The organism is Chryseobacterium sp. SSA4.19 (assembly GCF_022601875.1).
In the GTDB taxonomy this organism is placed as follows: Bacteria; Bacteroidota; Bacteroidia; order Flavobacteriales; family Weeksellaceae; genus Chryseobacterium.
The window spans coordinates 86,863-105,535 of the sequence record NZ_JAKVIP010000011.1; the positions used below are offsets into that span (position 1 = coordinate 86,863).

The window sequence follows — 18,673 nt, forward strand, 5'->3', positions numbered from 1 at the left end:
ACAACCATACAATGGCAGAAATAAATCCGGCAGAAGTATCTGCGATCTTAAAACAGCAATTGGCCAACTTCGATACTCAATCCAATGTTGAGGAAGTAGGTACAGTTTTAACCATCGGTGATGGTATTGCTCGTGTATACGGGTTAGAAAACGTACAATACGGAGAGTTGGTGAAATTTTCTAGTGATGTAGAAGGTATTGTACTTAACCTTGAAGAAGACAACGTAGGGGTTGCTCTACTTGGGGAGAGTAAATTGGTAAGAGAAGGTGATACCGTAAGAAGAACCAACAGAATCTCTTCTATCAAAGTAGGAGAAGGAATGTTAGGAAGAGTAGTGGATACTCTGGGTAACCCGATTGATGGTAAAGGTCCTATTGAAGGGGATTTATACGAAATGCCATTGGAAAGAAAAGCTCCGGGAGTGATCTACAGACAGCCGGTAACTGAACCGTTACAGTCTGGTATCGTAGCAATAGATTCTATGATTCCTGTAGGAAGAGGACAGAGAGAGCTTATCATTGGTGACAGACAGACTGGTAAAACAACAGTTGCCATTGATACGATCATCAACCAAAGAGAATTTTTTGATGCAGGAAATCCTGTATATTGTATATATGTTGCGATTGGGCAGAAAGCTTCTACCGTAGCACAAATTGTAAAAACACTTTCTGATAAAGGCGCTTTAGCATATACGGTAATCGTTGCGGCTAACGCATCAGACCCGGTTCCGATGCAGGTATATTCTGCAATGGCGGGAGCTTCTATCGGTGAATTCTTCAGAGATACCGGTAGACCTGCTTTGATCGTTTATGATGATTTATCCAAGCAGGCGGTTGCTTACCGTGAGCTTTCTCTGTTATTGAGAAGACCACCGGGCCGTGAAGCTTATCCTGGAGACGTTTTCTATCTTCACTCAAGATTATTGGAAAGAGCGGCAAAAGTAATCGCTGATGACAATATCGCCAGCCAGATGAATGATTTACCTGATTCATTAAAGCCTATCGTAAAAGGAGGAGGATCTTTAACTGCTCTTCCAATCATCGAAACTCAGGCGGGTGACGTTTCTGCATATATTCCGACGAACGTAATTTCTATTACCGACGGACAGATTTTCTTGGAGTCTGACTTATTCAACTCAGGGGTTCGTCCTGCAATCAATGTAGGGATCTCTGTATCGAGAGTAGGAGGTAACGCTCAGATCAAATCAATGAAAAAAGTATCCGGTACCCTTAAGCTAGACCAGGCTCAATATAAAGAACTGGAAGCGTTTGCTAAATTCGGTTCTGACCTTGATGCTTCTACTTTAGCAGTAATCTCTAAAGGAGAAAGAAACGTTGAGATCCTGAAGCAGCCGGTAAACTCTCCGCTTCCTGTAGATAGTCAGGTAGCTATGATCTACGCAGGAACTGAGAACTTATTGAGAAACGTTCCGATCAGAAAGGTAAAAGAATTCCAGATTGAATATATCGCTTTCCTTAGATCTAAGCACCCTGAAACGATGGCTGCGATCAAAGCCGGGAAAATCGATGATTCCATCACTGGTGTTCTTAAGCAGGCTGCTAATGATTTAGCTTCTAAGTATAACTAAAAATTTAACGTTTAAGGTTTAGATACTGTCTGAACCTTAAACTTCAGATCTTAAACCCTGACCCCAAATAATGGCAAACTTAAAAGAAATACGAGGCAGAATTACGTCAATTTCATCAACGATGCAGATTACACGTGCTATGAAAATGGTTTCCGCAGCGAAACTGAAAAAAGCACAGGATGCTATCGTTATGTTGAGACCGTATTCTGAAAAGCTGCAGGAGCTCATTCAGAATGTCAATTCAAGTTCGGATCCTGATCAGATTTCTGTGTATGCTCAGAAAAGAGAGGTTAAAAGAATACTTTTTATCGCTGTTACCTCAAACAGAGGATTGGCAGGTGCTTTCAATTCATCTATCGTCAAAGAACTTAATATCCAGTTTCAGAACAAAGCTCAATATGAGGTTGAAGTACTTTCAATCGGTAAAAAGGCTTATGATGCGGTAAGAAAAACGCGAACTGTATATTCAAATGAAAGTTCCGTTTTTGATAATCTTAATTTTGATACGGTTTCTAATGTTACTGAAACGGTAATGGCAAGTTTCAGAGAAGGCAAATTTGATGAAGTATATGTTATTTATAATAAATTTGTCAATGCTGCTACTCAGGAAGTGACCACAGAACAGCTTCTTCCCATTACAATGCCAGAAGCAGATACTGCAGAAGCTCAGGTAGAAACAGATTATATTTTTGAACCAAACAGAGCGGAAATCTTAGATAATCTGATTCCTAAATCAATTAAAACCCAGGTGTTTAAAGCGGTTTTGGATTCAGTAGCATCAGAACACGGAGCAAGAATGACTGCGATGCATAAAGCAACCGATAATGCGGAAGCGCTTAGAAATGATCTTCGGATTTTCTATAACAAAGCAAGACAGGCTGCTATTACAAACGAAATCTTAGAAATCGTTTCCGGAGCGGAAGCATTAAAGAATTCATAAGAATTTATTTTAACATAAATATAAAGCATCGTATACCACGATGCTTTTTTTGTTACTTTTATTTTGTCTATCTTTGTCAGTACAAATTTTATATTAATTTTTAAATGGACTCGGACATAGTCAGGCTCTTGTTAGCCTTATTTCTTGTTTTACTAAATGGCTTTTTCGTAGCCGCAGAATTTTCAATTGTTAAAGTTCGTTATTCACAAATACAGATAAAAGCCGCAGAAGGAAATTCTATGGCAAAGCAGGCAGAGCATATCATTAAGCATCTTGATGAATACTTGTCTGCTACTCAGTTGGGAATTACACTTGCTTCGCTTGCTTTAGGGTGGGTAGGGGAAAGTGCCCTTCACCACGTTGTTGAAAATATATTCGACTCACTAAACGTTAGTTTCAGTGATTCTACCATTACTTCCATATCCGTTATCATAAGTTTTGTTTTAATTACCATTATGCATATCGTTTTTGGAGAACTTATTCCAAAATCTATAGCGATCAGGAAATCAGAAGCTACAACGATGGCAACAGCAGTTCCGTTAAGGATTTTTTATGTGATATTCAAACCTTTTATCTGGCTGATGAATTCCATGTCAAACGGGTTCTTAAGATTGGTTAAAATCCATCCTGCATCAGAACAGGAGATTCACTCAACGGAAGAACTGCAGCTTTTGGTGAAACAAAGTGCCGACAGCGGAGAAATTGAAGAGGAGAATTATGAGATCATAAAAAATGCATTTGATTTTACAGACCATTCGGCAAAACAGATCATGGTTCCCCGCCAGAATATTACATCAATCGATTTTGAGGAAGATGTTAATGAAATCATCAATAAAATTATGGACAGCGGATACTCCAGGATCCCTGTTTATATTAATTCTATTGATAATGTAATCGGTATTTTATATACAAAAGAAATCATCCGGGAATTTGTTAAGAGAAAAGGTGAGCTTAATCATGATGATCTTAAGGAATTAATGCGGGATGCATTTTTTGTAGTCGGCAGTAAGAAAATTTCGGATTTGCTGAAAATTTTCCAACAAAAAAAGCAGCATTTGGCGATTGTCATCGACGAATTTGGCGGAACAGAAGGAATTATCACACTTGAAGATATCCTCGAAGAGTTGGTAGGGGAAATTCAGGATGAAGAAGACGATGAAGAAAAAATTGTTGATAAAATAGGGGATAATACCTATTGGATCCAGGCCACACAGCCTTTGGACGAAATTAATGAGTTTTTGCCTAAAAAATTACCGCTTCCGGAAGAAAGCGAGTACAATACGCTCGCCGGATTTATTCTGCATGCTCTGGAAGATATTCCCGAAGAGAACCAGGAATTTGCTCTTGAAAATTATCACTGTAAAATTCTGAAAATGAATAACAAAAGTGTGGAAATGGTTGAATTGGTCTATCAGGAACCCAATGATATCCAGGATCTGGCCGAAAAAATAGGAGAGGTTTAATTATAAGGAGGCAAATACCATGGTTTTTTATAACAATATAAAAGATTACGAAGACCCGAAGCGTCAGTATGAAGAAGAGGTACTCGTTTTGGATGAAACGGATGAAGTTTACAAGCTGGTTTTACACAATGATGATGTGCATACCTTCGATTATGTCATTGATGCACTGATAGAAATCTGTAAGCATAGTTTGGAGCAGGCCGAACAGTGCACGATCCTGGTGCATTTTAAAGGCAAATGTACCGTAAAAACAGGATCTTTAGACCTCTTAAAACCCATGCATGAAAAACTTCTTTCACGTGAATTGACAAGTGAAATTGTATAATATAAAGCCCTGAATTTCGTCAGGGCTTTTTTGTCATTGTACCTGTACATTCTACATTTTAAAAAGTACATTGTTACATCTTATCTAAAATAGTATATTTGTAAAACGATAAAGAAACAAAAAAATAATGCTTGTAATAGGAATTGCGGGAGGTACAGGATCCGGCAAAACTACGGTTGTTGATAAGATTATCCAGCAGCTTGATATTGAAGGAATGAATATCCTTTCTCAGGATAATTATTATCATGACAATCATAATTTAACGCTTACGGAAAGAGAAGCTTTAAATTACGACCATCCGAAGTCCATAGATTTTGAACTGATGCTGAAACACGTAAAAGCATTAAAAAATAATGAATCGATTGAACAGCCGATCTATAGTTTTGTTACCCATTCCAGGACTGGGGACCATGTTACAGTGGAACCTAAAAATGTATTGGTTGTAGAAGGCATTCTGGTGCTTACCAACAAGGAGCTGCTAAAAGAATTTGATCTTAAAGTCTTTGTTCATGCTGATTCAGATGAAAGGCTGATCAGAAGAATAAGAAGAGATACCCAGGAAAGAGGAAGAGATTTGAATGAGGTATTGCACCGTTATCAGACCACTCTAAAACCAATGCATCAGGAATTCATTGAGCCTTCAAAGAATGAAGCGGATTTAATCATTCCAAACATGAGGCAGAATTCTGTGGCCATTGATTTTTTAACGACGGTTATTAAAAATTCATTGAGAAAACATTAAAATGAAAGAAAATAAGCTTATTAAAGATATCCAGCCTAAGTCTGAGACCATTAAACTTATCCAGAAATATATTCTGAATAAATATACCATTACCATCTGTCTGTTTCTGGTCTGGATGATTTTCTTTGATAAGACCTCCTTCTTGGTAATTAATGAGCTGAACGGTGAAATCAGTAAATACGAAGAACAGCTTGAGTACTATAAAACGGAATATGAGAAAAACGATGCGTTTTATAAAAAACTGATGAACAATAAATCGGAAAAAGAAAAATACGCGCGGGAAAACTATTTTATGAAAAAGCCGAATGAGGAAATTTTTATTCTGGTCGTTGACAGTACGAATATTGCAAAAAAATAACTCAGAAGCAATGACGAAATGTTAATTATCTTTCGTCATTGATCTGAAAGCCGGATTAAAATCAATAGGAGAATAAGATTGGCTTTGACCGCTCAAAAATTTTAAATAAAATTATGTCAGATACAGCCTGGGAAAATTTAGTAAAAAAGCAGCTTAAAACAGAAGATATTTATTCCGTTCTTTCCAAAGAAAACCTGGAAGGAATTAAGGTAAAACCTTTCTATTCTTCGGTTGACAAACCATTGGTAAATTTACCTAAAATTGAAGAAAGCACACAGCTGGTTTCAAGGTATCATGAAAGTCTTGAAGAAGATGTATTCGCTTTTCTTTTGGATCATAATGTTGAAAACCTGGTACAGAAAATAATTTTTGTTAACAATACAGACCTGGCAGGACATATCAGTCCTAAAGAAGAGGATCAGTATTTTTCATTAATCGATGTATTTGACGAAGAAAAAGCAGAAATCGATGATCAGCTGGTCAAAGAACTTCTTGCAAAACAATTCAGAAGGAATATTTGCATTGACATTTCTCTTCACCAGAATGCAGGTGCCTCTATTATTCAGCAACTGGGAATTGCTTTGGCAAAGACGAAAGAACTAATAGAAATGTACGGTTCGGAAGTTCTTAATAAACTTATTTTCAGAATCGCCGTCGGGGGAAATTATTTCTTTGAAATCGCCAAATTAAGAGCTTTTAAGATAGTTTTTAATCAACTGTCAAAAGAATATGATCTGGACTTAATCCCCTATATTTTTGCAGAAACTACATTAAGAAATAAAGCGGTTTCAGACCATGAAAATAACCTGATCCGCTCTACTTTAGAACTGGCTTCAGCGATGATCGGTGGTGCAGATGCTGTTTTCAGCAACAACTATTTAATTGATAAAAGTACAGAAAATTCTGAAGAAATTTCTTTTAAGCAACAAATTGTTTTAGCTTATGAAAGCATTATTAACGTATTTGAAGATGCTTCTAACGGCAGCTACTATGTAGAGGATGTTACCCGGCAGATGGCAGAAAAATCCTGGGCTTTGTTTGTTGAAATGGAAGAAGTAGGCGGTTATCTGAAATTATTAAAGCAAGGTAGTATTCAGAAGAAGATCTACGACCATGCCGTTGAAGAGCAGAAATGGGTTGAAGAAGGCAGAATAAAGCTGATTGGAGTTAACTTATATCCTAGGTTAGAAGTGAAAAAGTCAATTGCTGAGTTATACAGCGAAAATAAAATCAAAGCAGTTCGATGGTCAGAAATGTTTGAATAAACATGAAAGAGAAACTGACAGATTTATTTGAATACACTTATCATTTCAACAATGAAATGATAAAGTTGATCTCTGAACATATTTTAAAAATCGATGAGAAAACCATCAGTCTAATCAATCATACACTCAATGCCCAGCAGATCTGGAATTCCAGGATTTTAATAGAAAAATCTTTTGAGGTTTGGCAAATAAATCCTTTTGAAAGCCTTGAAGAGCTTAACCATCTGAATTTCAGGAAAAGCCTTGAAATTATTGAAAAATTTGATCTTGATCAAAAAATTGAATATCAGAATTCAAAAGGAACAATATTTTACAACGGTATTTTTGAAATGCTCTTTCAGGCAATCAATCATTCAACCTACCATAGAGGACAGATCAATACTTTATTAAAGCAGAGCGGGCTTGAACCTTTACTGACGGATTATATTTTTTATAAAAGATAATTGATAAATCCTTTTCGAAATCTGTAGCTCACTTGGAAAATAAAATACTAAACGAAGCCGTACAAGAATATATTAACGCCAATCTAAATACAGATTTGCATGCATTATTGCTGAAAAAATCTCCATTTCCGGAAGTTTTCATGCAGGAAATTGTCCAGCAGATAAAAGGAAAACAGGTCGCAAAGAGAAAATTTCCATTTTTACTGAAAGATGGGATTCTTTTTCCTCCGCAGCTCAATTTGGAACAGTCATCTTCGGAACAAACAGCCCGTTATAAATCTGGAATTCTTAAAGGAAAAAAGTTTATCGATCTAACAAGCGGTTTTGGAATTGATGCCTATTATCTATCCCGGAATTTTGATGATGTTACGTTGGTTGAACAGAATACAGAACTTTTAGAAATAGTTCAGCATAATTGGACCTTTTTAGATCGGAAAGCCAAATTTGTCAACCAGAAGCTGGAAGATTTTCTTCAGGAGAATGAAGAAACTTTTGATGTTGCTTATCTTGATCCTGCGCGGCGAGATCTACTTAAAAATAAAGTTTTTCTACTCGAAGATCTGTCACCGGATATCTTAGCAATCCAGGAACAATTGCTTTCCATTTCAAATGAAGTTGTGATTAAACTGTCGCCATTGATCGATTTGAAATATCTGGTTTCAGTATTACCGTGCATTTTCAGGATTGAGATCATTGCAGTGAAAAATGATGTTAAAGAAATTGTTGTTTTTCTTTCCGGAAATAAATCACAAGAAATTTTATGCAATTGCATCAATTTAGAAAGCGGAGAACCCGATTTCAGCTATAACTTTAGAGAAGAAGAAAATGCGGTTTCAGAATATGCTGAACCGCGTAATTTTATCTATATTCCCAATCATTCGGTTTTAAAAGCTGGCATTTTTAATTTGATTTCAGAAAAATTTGCCTTAAAAAAGCTTCATCCAAATACCCATATGTATACTTCGCACAAGAAAATAGAAAATTTCCCTGGAAGAATATTGAATATGGAAATCATTGAAGCCAAGCAGATTAAAAAGAAAAGCCAATATAATATTATTTCAAAAAATCATCCGCTGAGACCGGAGCAAATCAAGAAAAAATACAGCTTAAAAGACGGCGGAGAACATTACCTTATTTTTACACAATCTGTAAAAGGCAAAATAATTTTAAAATCAGTATAAAAATGTTGCCGAAAAATATAGGATTTCTTAATTTTGGGCAAACAAAAATTAAAACTTGAAACCGCATGCTGCTAAAATAATGATTATGCTTATTACGCGGTTTCATACGACCTTTAAAAAATAATTTTCATATGAAAAAATTAGTTATATGTTTAGCCATCGCTGCGGTTGCTGTAAGCTGTAAAAAAATACAGGCTGGTGGAAATAAGGCTGTTATTAAGCTGGAAGAAGGCGCGGACCGGTATTCTGACGATGAGCAGACGAGCGGTGAGCAGGATAATCTTTCTGAGTACAGAGGTGATGCACATGACGGACATGAAACTCCTGCGAAAACAGATACTGCCGGCGCAGCAGTACAGCATAAGGCAGAAGATGGAAAACATTCTGATGCAACTCCTATACCTGAAGGATCTCAGACACCAAAGGCTGAACATTAATGATCTACAATACAAAGGTATCCTGCAGAAATGCGGGATATTTTTTGATTGATGATTAATTGCTGCCGTAATAAAAAAGCAATATGTAAAATTCTACTTTTTACTTGTTGCTAAGGTGCAATTTTTTTACTTTTAACAAAATAAAATTTTACAATGCAAGAGACATTAAATTATATCAACGAAAACAAACAGCGTTTCGTGGATGAATTGTTTGAACTACTTAGAATTCCTTCAATTTCTGCTGATCCTGCCTATAAAAATGACGTTTTGAAATGTGCAGATGTGGTAGCAGGATTCCTAAAAAATGCAGGTGCAGATCATGTGGAAATTTGCGAAACAAAGGGATACCCTATTGTATATGGAGATAAAATTTTAGACGAAGCATTACCAACTGTTTTAGTATACGGTCATTATGATGTGCAGCCGGCCGATCCGTTGGAATTATGGACTAAGCCGCCATTTGAACCCTATATTGAAAAAACGGAACTTCATCCGGACGGCGCCATCTTCGCAAGAGGCTCTGCAGATGATAAAGGACAGTTCTTTATGCATTTAAAGGCCTTTGAAGCCATGATGAAGACCAATACGCTCCCTTGTAATGTTAAATTTATTCTCGAAGGGGAAGAAGAGGTAGGCTCAGTAAGCTTAGGGGATTTTGTTAATGAAAACAAAGAAAAATTATCCTGTGATTGTATATTAATTTCTGATACGCATATTTACAGCAATGAACAGCCTACTGTTACTACCGGTTTAAGAGGGTTAAGCTACGTTGAAGTGGAAATTGAAGGGCCAAACAGGGATTTGCATTCAGGGCTTTATGGCGGAGCGGTTCCCAACCCGATTCATGTGCTTTCAAGAATGATTGCTAAATTAATTGATGAGGACGGTCATATTACAATTGATGGGTTCTACGATAATGTAGAAACTGTTTCTGATGCCGACAGGACAGACATGAATAAATTAAAAGATAATCCTGAAGAATTTAAAAGGTCTATCGGATTGAATGGAATAGAAGGGGAAAAAGGATATACTACCTTGGAAAGAACATCTATCCGTCCTACATTAGACTGTAATGGAATCTGGGGTGGCTATACGGGAGAAGGAGCAAAAACAGTGATTCCTTCCAAAGCATCGGCTAAAATCTCAATGCGTCTTGTCCCTTATCAGACTCCGGAAGAGATTACAGAAAAGTTTACAGCTTATTTTAAGAAAATTGCGCCGGATAATGTAAAGGTAAAAGTGACACCGCATCACGGAGGAATGCCTTATGTATTGCCAACCGATACCAAAGAATTTTCAGCCGCTAAACAGGCGATGGAAACCGCTTTCGGAAAAGAAGTCCTTCCATACAGAGGCGGTGGAAGTATCCCGATCACTGCCATGTTTGAGCAGGTTTTGGGCGCCAAGTCTGTTTTAATGGGATTTGGGCTGGATTCCGATGCGATTCACTCCCCGAATGAACATTACGGATTATTCAATTTCTATAAAGGGATTGAAAGTATTCCATTATTCTTTGAGAACTACGCAAAATAAAATATAATTAAAATTATTTTTTGGAATTAAAAAAAATATGTACTTTTATCAAAAATAAAAAATATTATGAAAAAAACTCTACTATCACTTATGCTATTGTCTTTCATTGCAGGAAAGGCTCAAATAAATTACAGCTTTGAATCTCCACAATATACTGTGGGGAATATTGCAGGACAGAATTCATGGGGTGGTACAGCAGCGGCTTACCTTGGTACTGTTTCTAATGAACAGGCAAACCCAGGAACACAATCTCTTAAAATTACAGGTAACAATGGCACGGTTCATACGTCTGCGGGGGCTATTAGTCCAACATTTACAGTAACAGGTTCAGTAGTAACAGTTGCCTTTAATGCCTATTTTACCAGCGCTGCAACAGCTGGCGATGAGTGTGATTTCTTTTTTTCTCCACAATCTCCAACAGAAAGTACCATTAACGCAAGATTTAGATTTACTTTTGAAGATGGTATTGCGGTAATTGATACTGATCCGGATACTCTCGAGTTAGGATATGTTGATACAGGTGCGGTTTTCACAAGAAATACTTGGAATACATATAGAGTAGAACTAGATTTTGCAAATGGTGTTGCAAAATATTTTCAAAACGGGACTTTAATACATACCGGTATTGTAGTGGGAGGTACTAAAGTTGGGAATTTAGCTGTAACTAATGATAATTACAATAGTTCTGCTTATTTCGATGGTGTACAGGTTTTCGCTGGTGTATTAGGTACTTCTGAAGCTAGTGCTAAAAAGATGGATTACAAATTATACCCAAACCCAACTTCAGACTTCGCTGTTATTGAAACTAAAGAAAAGATTAATTCAATTGAAATTTTTGATTTTTCAGGTAAAAAAATTAATGCTCCTGTAAACCAAAATAAAGTTGATTTAAGAAGCTTATCTGCAGGTGTTTATATTATATCAGTTAATACTGCAACAGGTGTAATTTCTGACAGAATTGTAAAAAAATAAGTTACTGACAAATGTTAGTTAATAAAAAACGCTCCAATCGGAGCGTTTTTGTTATTTTTTAAAAACTAAATCCAAAAAATTATGTTAGAGAATAAAGTAGCTTATATTACAGGAGGAACTAAAGGCATTGGTTTCGGAATTGCAAAAATTTTACTCGAGAATGGAGTTTCAGTAGTATTTTCAGGAAGAAAAAAAGAAAATGTGGAAAAATCAGAACAGGAACTGAAGCGATACTCTGAACATGTTTTAGGAATTGTTTCTGATGTGAAAAGTCTGGAAAGTGAAAAAGAAGCTATAAAGCAAACGACAGAAAGATTCGGGAAGCTAGATTTTGTAATTGCCAATGCCGGGTTAGGAGTTTTTAAGCCGGTAGATGAGTTGACGGCAGAAGAATGGAATGATATGATTAATACCAATCTGACAGGAGCTTTTTACACATTAAAAGCTTCCGTGGAAGAATTGAAAAAAACTGAAGGGTACTACATTACCATTGCCAGTCTGGCAGGAGCTAACTTCTTTGAGAACGGAGCCGGTTACAACGCTTCAAAGTTCGGAGTGGTCGGTTTTACACAGGCTGCGATGATTGATCTGAGAAAACATAACATTAAATCAACCGTTATCATGCCGGGTTCCGTAGCCACTCATTTCAATGGAAATATCCCTTCAGAGAAAGATGCATGGAAAATCCAGCCGGAAGATATGGGGAACCTTGTTTTGGACATTTTGAAAATGAATCCGAGAGTTTTACCCAGCAAAATTGAATTCAGGGCAACGAAGCCTGCTCTTTAAAAACATGTAATGCGCTGAATAATAAATTAATAAGTATTATGCATGCATAATATATTTTTTATTTATATTAGCAAAGATAAATAAAACAAAATCTCATTGTAAAATGCCAAGGCTTTAGAGGTGAGAAACAATAAAATAGTATACATGAAAATATTAGTTTGTATAAGTAGTGTTCCGGATACTACTTCCAAGATTAACTTTACAGCAGATAAATCTGCTTTTGACAAAAATGGTATTCAATGGGTGATTAATCCATTGGATGAATTTGCATTAACCAAAGCGATCAAACTTCAGGAGGCTCAGGGAGCTACGGTAACCGTTATTAATGTTGGCGATGCCATTACTGAACCTGTTATCAGAAAAGCATTGGCTATTGGAGCTAATGATGCAGTAAGAGTAAACCTTGATCCTAAAGACAGTTATTCTGCAGCAAAAGAGATTGCCGCCGTAGCTCAGAATGGAGGATATGATTTAATTCTTTGCGGTAAAGAATCGATTGATTATAATGGAGGTTCTGTTCCGGGAATGGTTGCTCAAATGCTGAATCAGCCTTTTGTAAATGCATCGGTAGGTCTTGAGGTGAACGGAACTGAGGCAACTGCCGTAAGAGAAATTGAAGGAGGTAAAGAAACAATTTCTGTAAAATTACCGGCTGTTATTGCAGGACAGAAAGGTCTGGTAGATGAAAAAGATCTTATCATCCCAAATATGAGAGGAATTATGTCTGCAAGAACAAAGCCTTTGCAGGTGGTTGAAGCAACTTCATCAGAGGTGAAAGTTCAGGGCGTTTCTTATGACAGTGTACCGCCAAGAGCGGCAGTGAAAATGGTTTCTCCGGATAATCTGGATGAATTGGTAAGATTGCTTCATGAAGAAGCTAAAGTAATCTAAAAGTCGTAAGAGGGAATTCAGAAATGTTTAATACGATCTGAATTAATCTTAAAGCTTTTAATTTTTAAATCTTTTAATTTTAAATTTTAAAAAATGGCAGTATTCGTATACGCAGAAAATATAAATGGAGTTTATAAAAAAGCGGCTTTTGAAGCAGTTTCTTATGCTAAAGCCGTGGCAGATCAGGCTGGTGAAACCGTTACCGCAATCTCTGTAAACCCAACGGATTCTTCAGATTTGTTGTACAGATATGGAGCATCTAATGTAATCAATATCAAAGATGAAGGTCTTAAAAATTTCTCAGCTAAAGCATATGCCCAGGCTGTAAAAGAAGTAGCAGACGGGAATATTATCGTTTTCCCACATACGACTGATGCTTCTTCTATTGCTCCGATGTTAGCCGTAATGAATGGATATTCTTTAATTACCAATGTTCTGGAAGCACCGGAAAGTGTATCGCCTTTTCAGGTAAAAAGAAGAGCTTTTTCAGGTAAAGGATTTATGCATGCTAAAGCTGAAGGAACCGGTGTTATAATTACCGTATCCCAAAATGCTTTCGGAGTTAAGGAAAATGCAGCTTCGGGTTCTGAAGAAGTAAAAGAATTATCTGTTTCCAATGAAGATACAAAAGTGATTTCTCATGAACAGAGCTCAGGAAAATTAGATCTTAAGGAAGCAGAAATTGTGGTTTCTGCCGGAAGGGGTTTAAAAGGTCCTGAAAACTGGGGAATGATTGAAGATTTAGCTGATGTATTAGGAGCAGCTACCGCTTGTTCCAAGCCGGTTTCAGATATCGGATGGAGACCTCACACCGAGCACGTAGGACAGACCGGTAAAGCAATCTCTCCAAATTTGTACATTGCAGTAGGGATTTCCGGGGCTATACAACACCTTGCAGGAGTAAACTCTTCCAAAACAATCGTTGTTATCAATAGTGATCCGGAATCACCGTTCTATAAATCGGCAGATTATGGTGTTGTAGGAGATGCTTTTCAGATTGTTCCTGCTTTAACAGAAAAAATCAAAGCGCTTAAAGGATAAGACATCAATGTTGAATCTGCATCATAAGCTGGGATGAATTTAATATTATAGCGAAGCAGATTCTAAAGTTGGAATTCATAGATAAAAGCCCCTTTACGGGCTTTTATTTTTGTTTAAAAGTAAAAAAAATTTTGAAAAATTAATCTATATTTGTAGCCATGGATTATAAACAGCTAATTATTCGCGGAATATCGTACAGCCAGACTCAATCCGGGGCGTACGCATTGTTATTGGAACATGAAGAAACACATATAAAATTACCTGTTGTGATAGGGAATTTCGAAGCGCAATCCATTTCTTTAGGTTTAGAGAAAGATATTCATCCGCCGCGTCCTCTTACACACGACTTATTTACAAAGTTTATAGTTTCTGCCAATTATCAACTGGTTTCTGTGATTATTTATCAGATTGTAGACGGAGTCTTCTTTTCAAACATTAATTTTAAAAATAAAAATACCGAAGAAGAACTGATACTTGATGCCAGAACTTCTGATGCGGTAGCGATGGCGGTAAGATTTGATGCACCGATCTTTACAACGCAGCAGGTCTTGAATGAAGCGGGAATCCTTCTTGAGTTAGAAGATGTAGCTAAGGAAGAGCAACCGTTTTCAGAAACCGACCAGAGTGAAGATAACTTGAAATCCGTTTCTATGGAAGAACTTCAGAAGCTTCTTGAAGAAGCCGTAAAAGAAGAAGATTTTGATACTGCTCTTGAGATTCAGGAAGAAATCAAGAGGAGAAAAAAGAAAATTGATTAAGAGTATATTACACGCTGATTATGAATTTGAAATTACGATTAACCATTCTTAGTTTTCTTCAGTTCTTCGTTTGGGGAGCATGGTTGATTACGATAGCTAACTTTTGGTTCGGTACGAAACATTGGGATGGGGCACAGTTTGGTGCTGTATTCGGGACAATGGGGATTGCTTCCATTTTTATGCCAACCATTACCGGAATCATTGCCGACCGCTGGATCAATGCGGAACGTATTTTTTCTGTTTTACACATACTGTACGGGATCGTACTTTTCATTTTGCCTCATTCGGCAGATCCTGATTCTTTCTTTTATATTATGCTTCTGGCGATGTGTTTTTACATGCCGACCATTGCTCTGGCTAATTCAATTTCCTATACCATTCTTAAAAATAGTGATTTAGATGTTGTAAAGGATTTTCCACCGATACGCGTTTGGGGAACAATTGGATTTATTGTAGCAATGTGGATTACTAATCTTACCGGGAATAAAGCGACAGAAGGCCAGTTTTATATTGCCGGAGGCGTTGCTGTTTTCTTAGGAATCTATGCTTTAACACTCCCAAAATGTCCGCCGCAGAAGTTGATTGATGAAGATGCACCTTTAACCGAGCAGTTAGGGCTTAATGCGTTCAAGCTTTTTAAAGATTATAAAACCGCATTATTTTTCCTTTTCTCAATGTTGCTGGGAGCAGCTTTACAATTGACAAACGCTTATGGAGATGTTTTTCTGAGTGAATTTGAACATTTTCCTAAGTATGCAGATTCTTTTGTCGTAAAAAGATCTACCATAATCATGTCTATTTCTCAGGTTTCCGAGACCTTATTCATATTGGCAATTCCATTCTTTTTAAAGAGATACGGAATTAAAAAAGTAATGTTGATCTCTATGTTTGCATGGGTTTTAAGATTCGGATTCTTTGCTTATGGAATTCCTGAAGGATTTGGCTTAAGTTTGATTATCCTTTCCTGTATCGTTTACGGAATGGCATTCGATTTTTTCAATATTTCAGGATCACTTTTCGTAGAAACGACGACAGACAAAAAAATCCGTTCTTCCGCACAGGGATTATTTATGATGATGACCAATGGTTTCGGAGCAGTATTCGGAAGTTACGCTGCCGGTTGGGCTATTGATAAATTCTTTACCCATAAATTTACAACCGTTTCATCTTTGTCAGCTTATCTTGAAACAACCCCCGAAAATTCTACATTTTTGGAGATTTTAAAGAAAAGCTTCAACTCTGCTGTTAATCCGGACGGCACACTATCAGCGGTTGTTATGGTAAAAGACTGGCATAATATCTGGCTTTGTTTTGCAGTTTATGCCTTAATCCTTGCTATTTTATTTGCTTTCCTGTTTAAACACAAACATAATCCTGCAGAAATTTCCAAGATAAAACACTAATTTTATCTCACGGATAACTAATATATTTAATTGCACTTTCAAAAAAGGTGCAATTTTTTTTATCTTTCGGGCAACCTTCTGAGGTTTTCTTTGTCTTATAGGTAGAAACAGATCCATGAAGAATTTAGAAACGAATTTTAAACTGGCAAAAAAGCACGAACGGAAAGGGCAGAAAGCTCTTTACGAAATGTTTTCGGCAAAGATGCTGGCCGTAGCGAATTCTTATGTAAATAATATTCCTGATGCTGAAGATATTGTCATGAATTCTTTTTTCACCTGTTTTTCTAAGATTCAGGAATGCAGGGAATGGAAAAGCTTTCCGTTTTGGCTAAGGAAAATTGTTGTTAATAATTCTATAAACCTGATCAGGAAAAGTAAAAATATTCTCTATTCGGATATAGAAATAAACGACCTTCAATATTTCGAAGATACATGGGATGAGGATATGTTAACCATTGACCTCGATGAAATTTTCTCCAGAATGCCGGACGGCTACAGGCTTGTTTTTAACCTGTATGTTTTTGAGGAAAGGAAACACCACGAAATTGCAGAAATGCTGAATATTTCTGAAGGTACGAGCAAAAGCCAGCTAAGCAAATCCAAAAAATGGATCAGTGATTTTTTAAAACAAAAAAAAGATGAAAAACAATATGCTAAATAAATTGAAGTCCGACTACGAAGAGCTTGAACTGAAGCCTGCGTCTGAGCTTTGGGGCAGATTGGAAACGAAGTTGGAGGAAGAATATGAAAAACCTATGAAAAAGACTTTTCAGTGGTGGCAATATGCAGCGGTAATTTTGCTCTGCGTTTCTGTAGGAAGTCTTTTTTATTTTAATGTAAATGATAACGATTTCAGTGGCAGACAACATAATTATCGTGTCGGGAAAGCTGTGCATAAGACAGTTTATCCCATCAGCCCCGAATTTAATAACCCAGTCGTCGAAGACTTCGTAAAATCAGATTTACGGCATCAGAAAACCTCTGCAGATCAGGTTTCTGTTCAGGAAGTAGATAAGGAAGTGTCTATCACAAAATCATTAACTACAAAAACACAAAATATTACATTAAGCCAAGATGAAAAAATTATGGTAAAAGCTCCTGAAATAGAAGTTCGTGTTCCGGTAATTGCAGAGGCGAAAAAATCAAAGCCAACCTATATCAACTCCAGCGAACTCCTTTTAGGACACGAATTTGATAAGGCATCAGGAAATACCAATAAAAAAGACATAAAAATCGGAATTCTGAATTTTGATAAACAAGTGCCGGATGTTGAAAATGTAACCGTTCTCGGAGTAACTGTATACGTGGAACCCAAATAATTTATTAATCTCTTACATTGAAAGCAGTATCCGTAAAAGGGAATTGCGGTCATACTATAAAGCATAGCCTAAATGAAAACAAAAATAGCGATAATAAGCGCGTTCATGGCTTTCTCCTATTCATTTGCACAACAGACTGCAGATATGAATGCTTCCATGAAGAACTATTCTAAAATGATTGACAGCATCGTAGTTTCCGAAAAAATAAAAATGAATAAGGAACTGGATGATATTGATCATGATTTTAAGCAAAAAAAAATTACAAGCGATGAGAAACAGAAACTCAGAGCAGATATTGCTTCAAAATACGAAGAAACCATTAACAGAAAAATAGATGCTCATAAAACCGAATTTGAGGAATTCACCAGACAGGCAGTAAAAAATGCTGTTTTAAAGCCTTCAGATTCATTACATAAAGATAAGAATCAGCTTGTTTTCGGTATTGGTGGTGTATCGATACGGATGAATGAAGATAAAAAAACACCAAAGGATTATTTAAGAACTATTGAACTGTCCGCGAATATGACGGGTATAAACCTTACTTCAAAAGATCAGCCTTTTACGTTTTTTAACAAAGATTCTGACGTAAGAAATACGGTTATTAATTCTTCGATCTTAACACTTCGTTATGAAAGTCAGATAGGCAGCTTCACAAGCCCGGTTTTTTATCGTTTTGGGTTAGGTTTTAGAACAGATAAGTATGTTCCGAAATATGGGAGAGTTTTTGCTCAGGAAAACGATTTATTGTTTATTAAAGATTTTGACCGAGGAAATTTGAGAAGAACATACATGACAAACAATTATATTACCATACCTCTGGATATGAAATTTGTACTCAATCCGAAATACATCGATTTTAACGGAACAAAATATCTTGATGGTAAAAGAACACAGCTCAGTATTGTGGCAGGTATTTATGGTGGCGTGAGAGTGGAAAGCGTAATGTACAATAAATTTTCAAATGAAAATTCAAAGCGTATTGTAGAAAGGGAAAGAGTGATGCAGGGCGTCAATAATTTTATTTTCGGAGGTAAATTGGGAATCGGATATGGTGGATTTAATTTATTTATTCAGAAAGACTTCATTCCAATATTTAATAATGATGCGAGACTGAATAAGAAATATGGATTATTAATTGGAATTGAAACAGCGAATATTAAATTTTAAATTGATAATGATTTATTCTATTTTTTGTCAATATTATGTAATTGTTATGAATGTTTT

20 protein-coding genes are annotated in these 18,673 nt (G+C 36.4%); all 20 read left to right on the top strand.

Translation table 11 applies throughout. The annotated features are described in order from the left end of the window. Positions 1 to 11 precede the first annotated feature (11 nt). Positions 12 to 1,589: a F0F1 ATP synthase subunit alpha gene (atpA, locus tag MKJ01_RS09625; RefSeq protein WP_241613494.1), complete on the top strand. Its 1,578-nt coding sequence runs from the start codon at positions 12 to 14 to the stop codon at positions 1,587 to 1,589. A 70-nt stretch (positions 1,590 to 1,659) separates the two neighbouring features. Then, positions 1,660 to 2,529, top strand: a complete 870-nt coding sequence (atpG, locus tag MKJ01_RS09630; RefSeq protein WP_241613493.1) for an ATP synthase F1 subunit gamma — start codon at positions 1,660 to 1,662, stop codon at positions 2,527 to 2,529. A 104-nt stretch (positions 2,530 to 2,633) separates the two neighbouring features. Continuing rightward, a complete protein-coding gene (locus tag MKJ01_RS09635; protein ID WP_241613492.1) occupies positions 2,634 to 3,992 on the top strand; it encodes a hemolysin family protein in 1,359 nt (452 codons plus the stop codon). 19 nt (positions 3,993 to 4,011) lie between these two features. Next, positions 4,012 to 4,317, top strand: coding sequence for an ATP-dependent Clp protease adaptor ClpS (locus MKJ01_RS09640; protein WP_241613491.1), 306 nt, complete (start codon positions 4,012 to 4,014; stop codon positions 4,315 to 4,317). Between the two features lie 127 nt (positions 4,318 to 4,444). Then, positions 4,445 to 5,059 (top strand): uridine kinase, encoded by a 615-nt coding sequence (gene udk, locus MKJ01_RS09645; protein WP_241613489.1) that lies wholly within the window; start codon positions 4,445 to 4,447, stop codon positions 5,057 to 5,059. Between the two features lies 1 nt (position 5,060). Then, positions 5,061 to 5,417 (top strand): septum formation initiator family protein, encoded by a 357-nt coding sequence (locus tag MKJ01_RS09650; protein WP_241613487.1) that lies wholly within the window; start codon positions 5,061 to 5,063, stop codon positions 5,415 to 5,417. Positions 5,418 to 5,530: 113 nt separating this feature from the next. Beyond that, positions 5,531 to 6,682 (top strand): methylmalonyl-CoA mutase family protein, encoded by a 1,152-nt coding sequence (locus MKJ01_RS09655; protein ID WP_241613485.1) that lies wholly within the window; start codon positions 5,531 to 5,533, stop codon positions 6,680 to 6,682. Between the two features lie 2 nt (positions 6,683 to 6,684). Then, on the top strand, positions 6,685 to 7,125 hold the full coding sequence (locus MKJ01_RS09660) for a DinB family protein (protein ID WP_241613483.1): 441 nt from the start codon (positions 6,685 to 6,687) through the stop codon (positions 7,123 to 7,125). A 32-nt stretch (positions 7,126 to 7,157) separates the two neighbouring features. Beyond that, entirely contained in the window at positions 7,158 to 8,306 is a 1,149-nt protein-coding gene (locus MKJ01_RS09665) for an RsmD family RNA methyltransferase (RefSeq protein ID WP_241613481.1), read from the top strand. A 131-nt stretch (positions 8,307 to 8,437) separates the two neighbouring features. Then, on the top strand, positions 8,438 to 8,743 hold the full coding sequence (locus MKJ01_RS09670; RefSeq protein WP_241613479.1) for a hypothetical protein: 306 nt from the start codon (positions 8,438 to 8,440) through the stop codon (positions 8,741 to 8,743). A 153-nt stretch (positions 8,744 to 8,896) separates the two neighbouring features. After that, complete coding sequence (locus MKJ01_RS09675; RefSeq protein ID WP_241613477.1) at positions 8,897 to 10,276, top strand: dipeptidase; 1,380 nt, start codon at positions 8,897 to 8,899, stop codon at positions 10,274 to 10,276. A 66-nt stretch (positions 10,277 to 10,342) separates the two neighbouring features. Further along, a complete protein-coding gene (locus MKJ01_RS09680; RefSeq protein WP_241613475.1) occupies positions 10,343 to 11,248 on the top strand; it encodes a T9SS type A sorting domain-containing protein in 906 nt (301 codons plus the stop codon). An 81-nt stretch (positions 11,249 to 11,329) separates the two neighbouring features. Next, positions 11,330 to 12,037, top strand: coding sequence for an SDR family oxidoreductase (locus MKJ01_RS09685; RefSeq protein WP_241613473.1), 708 nt, complete (start codon positions 11,330 to 11,332; stop codon positions 12,035 to 12,037). A 144-nt stretch (positions 12,038 to 12,181) separates the two neighbouring features. Then, entirely contained in the window at positions 12,182 to 12,928 is a 747-nt protein-coding gene (locus tag MKJ01_RS09690) for an electron transfer flavoprotein subunit beta/FixA family protein (RefSeq protein ID WP_241613472.1), read from the top strand. A 93-nt stretch (positions 12,929 to 13,021) separates the two neighbouring features. Continuing rightward, positions 13,022 to 13,969 (top strand): electron transfer flavoprotein subunit alpha/FixB family protein, encoded by a 948-nt coding sequence (locus MKJ01_RS09695; protein WP_241613471.1) that lies wholly within the window; start codon positions 13,022 to 13,024, stop codon positions 13,967 to 13,969. A gap of 158 nt (positions 13,970 to 14,127) precedes the next feature. Beyond that, on the top strand, positions 14,128 to 14,727 hold the full coding sequence (locus MKJ01_RS09700) for a bifunctional nuclease family protein (RefSeq protein WP_241613470.1): 600 nt from the start codon (positions 14,128 to 14,130) through the stop codon (positions 14,725 to 14,727). A gap of 20 nt (positions 14,728 to 14,747) precedes the next feature. Further along, on the top strand, positions 14,748 to 16,130 hold the full coding sequence (locus MKJ01_RS09705) for a nucleoside permease (RefSeq protein ID WP_241613469.1): 1,383 nt from the start codon (positions 14,748 to 14,750) through the stop codon (positions 16,128 to 16,130). Between the two features lie 115 nt (positions 16,131 to 16,245). Then, the gene (locus tag MKJ01_RS09710) at positions 16,246 to 16,791 is read left to right on the top strand and encodes an RNA polymerase sigma factor (RefSeq protein ID WP_241613468.1); all 546 of its coding nucleotides are present in this window, start codon (positions 16,246 to 16,248) and stop codon (positions 16,789 to 16,791) included. After that, positions 16,769 to 17,449 (top strand): hypothetical protein, encoded by a 681-nt coding sequence (locus tag MKJ01_RS09715; protein ID WP_241613467.1) that lies wholly within the window; start codon positions 16,769 to 16,771, stop codon positions 17,447 to 17,449. The genes MKJ01_RS09710 and MKJ01_RS09715 overlap by 23 nt, the downstream gene beginning before the upstream one ends. Before the next feature lie 72 nt (positions 17,450 to 17,521). After that, positions 17,522 to 18,616, top strand: a complete 1,095-nt coding sequence (locus tag MKJ01_RS09720) for a hypothetical protein (RefSeq protein ID WP_241613466.1) — start codon at positions 17,522 to 17,524, stop codon at positions 18,614 to 18,616. Positions 18,617 to 18,673 lie beyond the last annotated feature (57 nt).

Coding starts and splice junctions, on each gene's coding strand:
- udk (WP_241613489.1), top strand. CDS start 4,445: ATGCTTGTAATAGGAATTGCGGGAGGTACAGGATCCGGCAAAACTACG.
- MKJ01_RS09650 (WP_241613487.1), top strand. CDS start 5,061: ATGAAAGAAAATAAGCTTATTAAAGATATCCAGCCTAAGTCTGAGACC.
- MKJ01_RS09655 (WP_241613485.1), top strand. CDS start 5,531: ATGTCAGATACAGCCTGGGAAAATTTAGTAAAAAAGCAGCTTAAAACA.
- MKJ01_RS09690 (WP_241613472.1), top strand. CDS start 12,182: ATGAAAATATTAGTTTGTATAAGTAGTGTTCCGGATACTACTTCCAAG.
- MKJ01_RS09705 (WP_241613469.1), top strand. CDS start 14,748: ATGAATTTGAAATTACGATTAACCATTCTTAGTTTTCTTCAGTTCTTC.
- MKJ01_RS09700 (WP_241613470.1), top strand. CDS start 14,128: ATGGATTATAAACAGCTAATTATTCGCGGAATATCGTACAGCCAGACT.
- MKJ01_RS09715 (WP_241613467.1), top strand. CDS start 16,769: ATGAAAAACAATATGCTAAATAAATTGAAGTCCGACTACGAAGAGCTT.
- MKJ01_RS09660 (WP_241613483.1), top strand. CDS start 6,685: ATGAAAGAGAAACTGACAGATTTATTTGAATACACTTATCATTTCAAC.
- MKJ01_RS09670 (WP_241613479.1), top strand. CDS start 8,438: ATGAAAAAATTAGTTATATGTTTAGCCATCGCTGCGGTTGCTGTAAGC.
- atpG (WP_241613493.1), top strand. CDS start 1,660: ATGGCAAACTTAAAAGAAATACGAGGCAGAATTACGTCAATTTCATCA.
- MKJ01_RS09720 (WP_241613466.1), top strand. CDS start 17,522: ATGAAAACAAAAATAGCGATAATAAGCGCGTTCATGGCTTTCTCCTAT.
- MKJ01_RS09675 (WP_241613477.1), top strand. CDS start 8,897: ATGCAAGAGACATTAAATTATATCAACGAAAACAAACAGCGTTTCGTG.
- MKJ01_RS09635 (WP_241613492.1), top strand. CDS start 2,634: ATGGACTCGGACATAGTCAGGCTCTTGTTAGCCTTATTTCTTGTTTTA.
- MKJ01_RS09685 (WP_241613473.1), top strand. CDS start 11,330: ATGTTAGAGAATAAAGTAGCTTATATTACAGGAGGAACTAAAGGCATT.
- MKJ01_RS09695 (WP_241613471.1), top strand. CDS start 13,022: ATGGCAGTATTCGTATACGCAGAAAATATAAATGGAGTTTATAAAAAA.
- atpA (WP_241613494.1), top strand. CDS start 12: ATGGCAGAAATAAATCCGGCAGAAGTATCTGCGATCTTAAAACAGCAA.
- MKJ01_RS09710 (WP_241613468.1), top strand. CDS start 16,246: ATGAAGAATTTAGAAACGAATTTTAAACTGGCAAAAAAGCACGAACGG.
- MKJ01_RS09680 (WP_241613475.1), top strand. CDS start 10,343: ATGAAAAAAACTCTACTATCACTTATGCTATTGTCTTTCATTGCAGGA.
- MKJ01_RS09640 (WP_241613491.1), top strand. CDS start 4,012: ATGGTTTTTTATAACAATATAAAAGATTACGAAGACCCGAAGCGTCAG.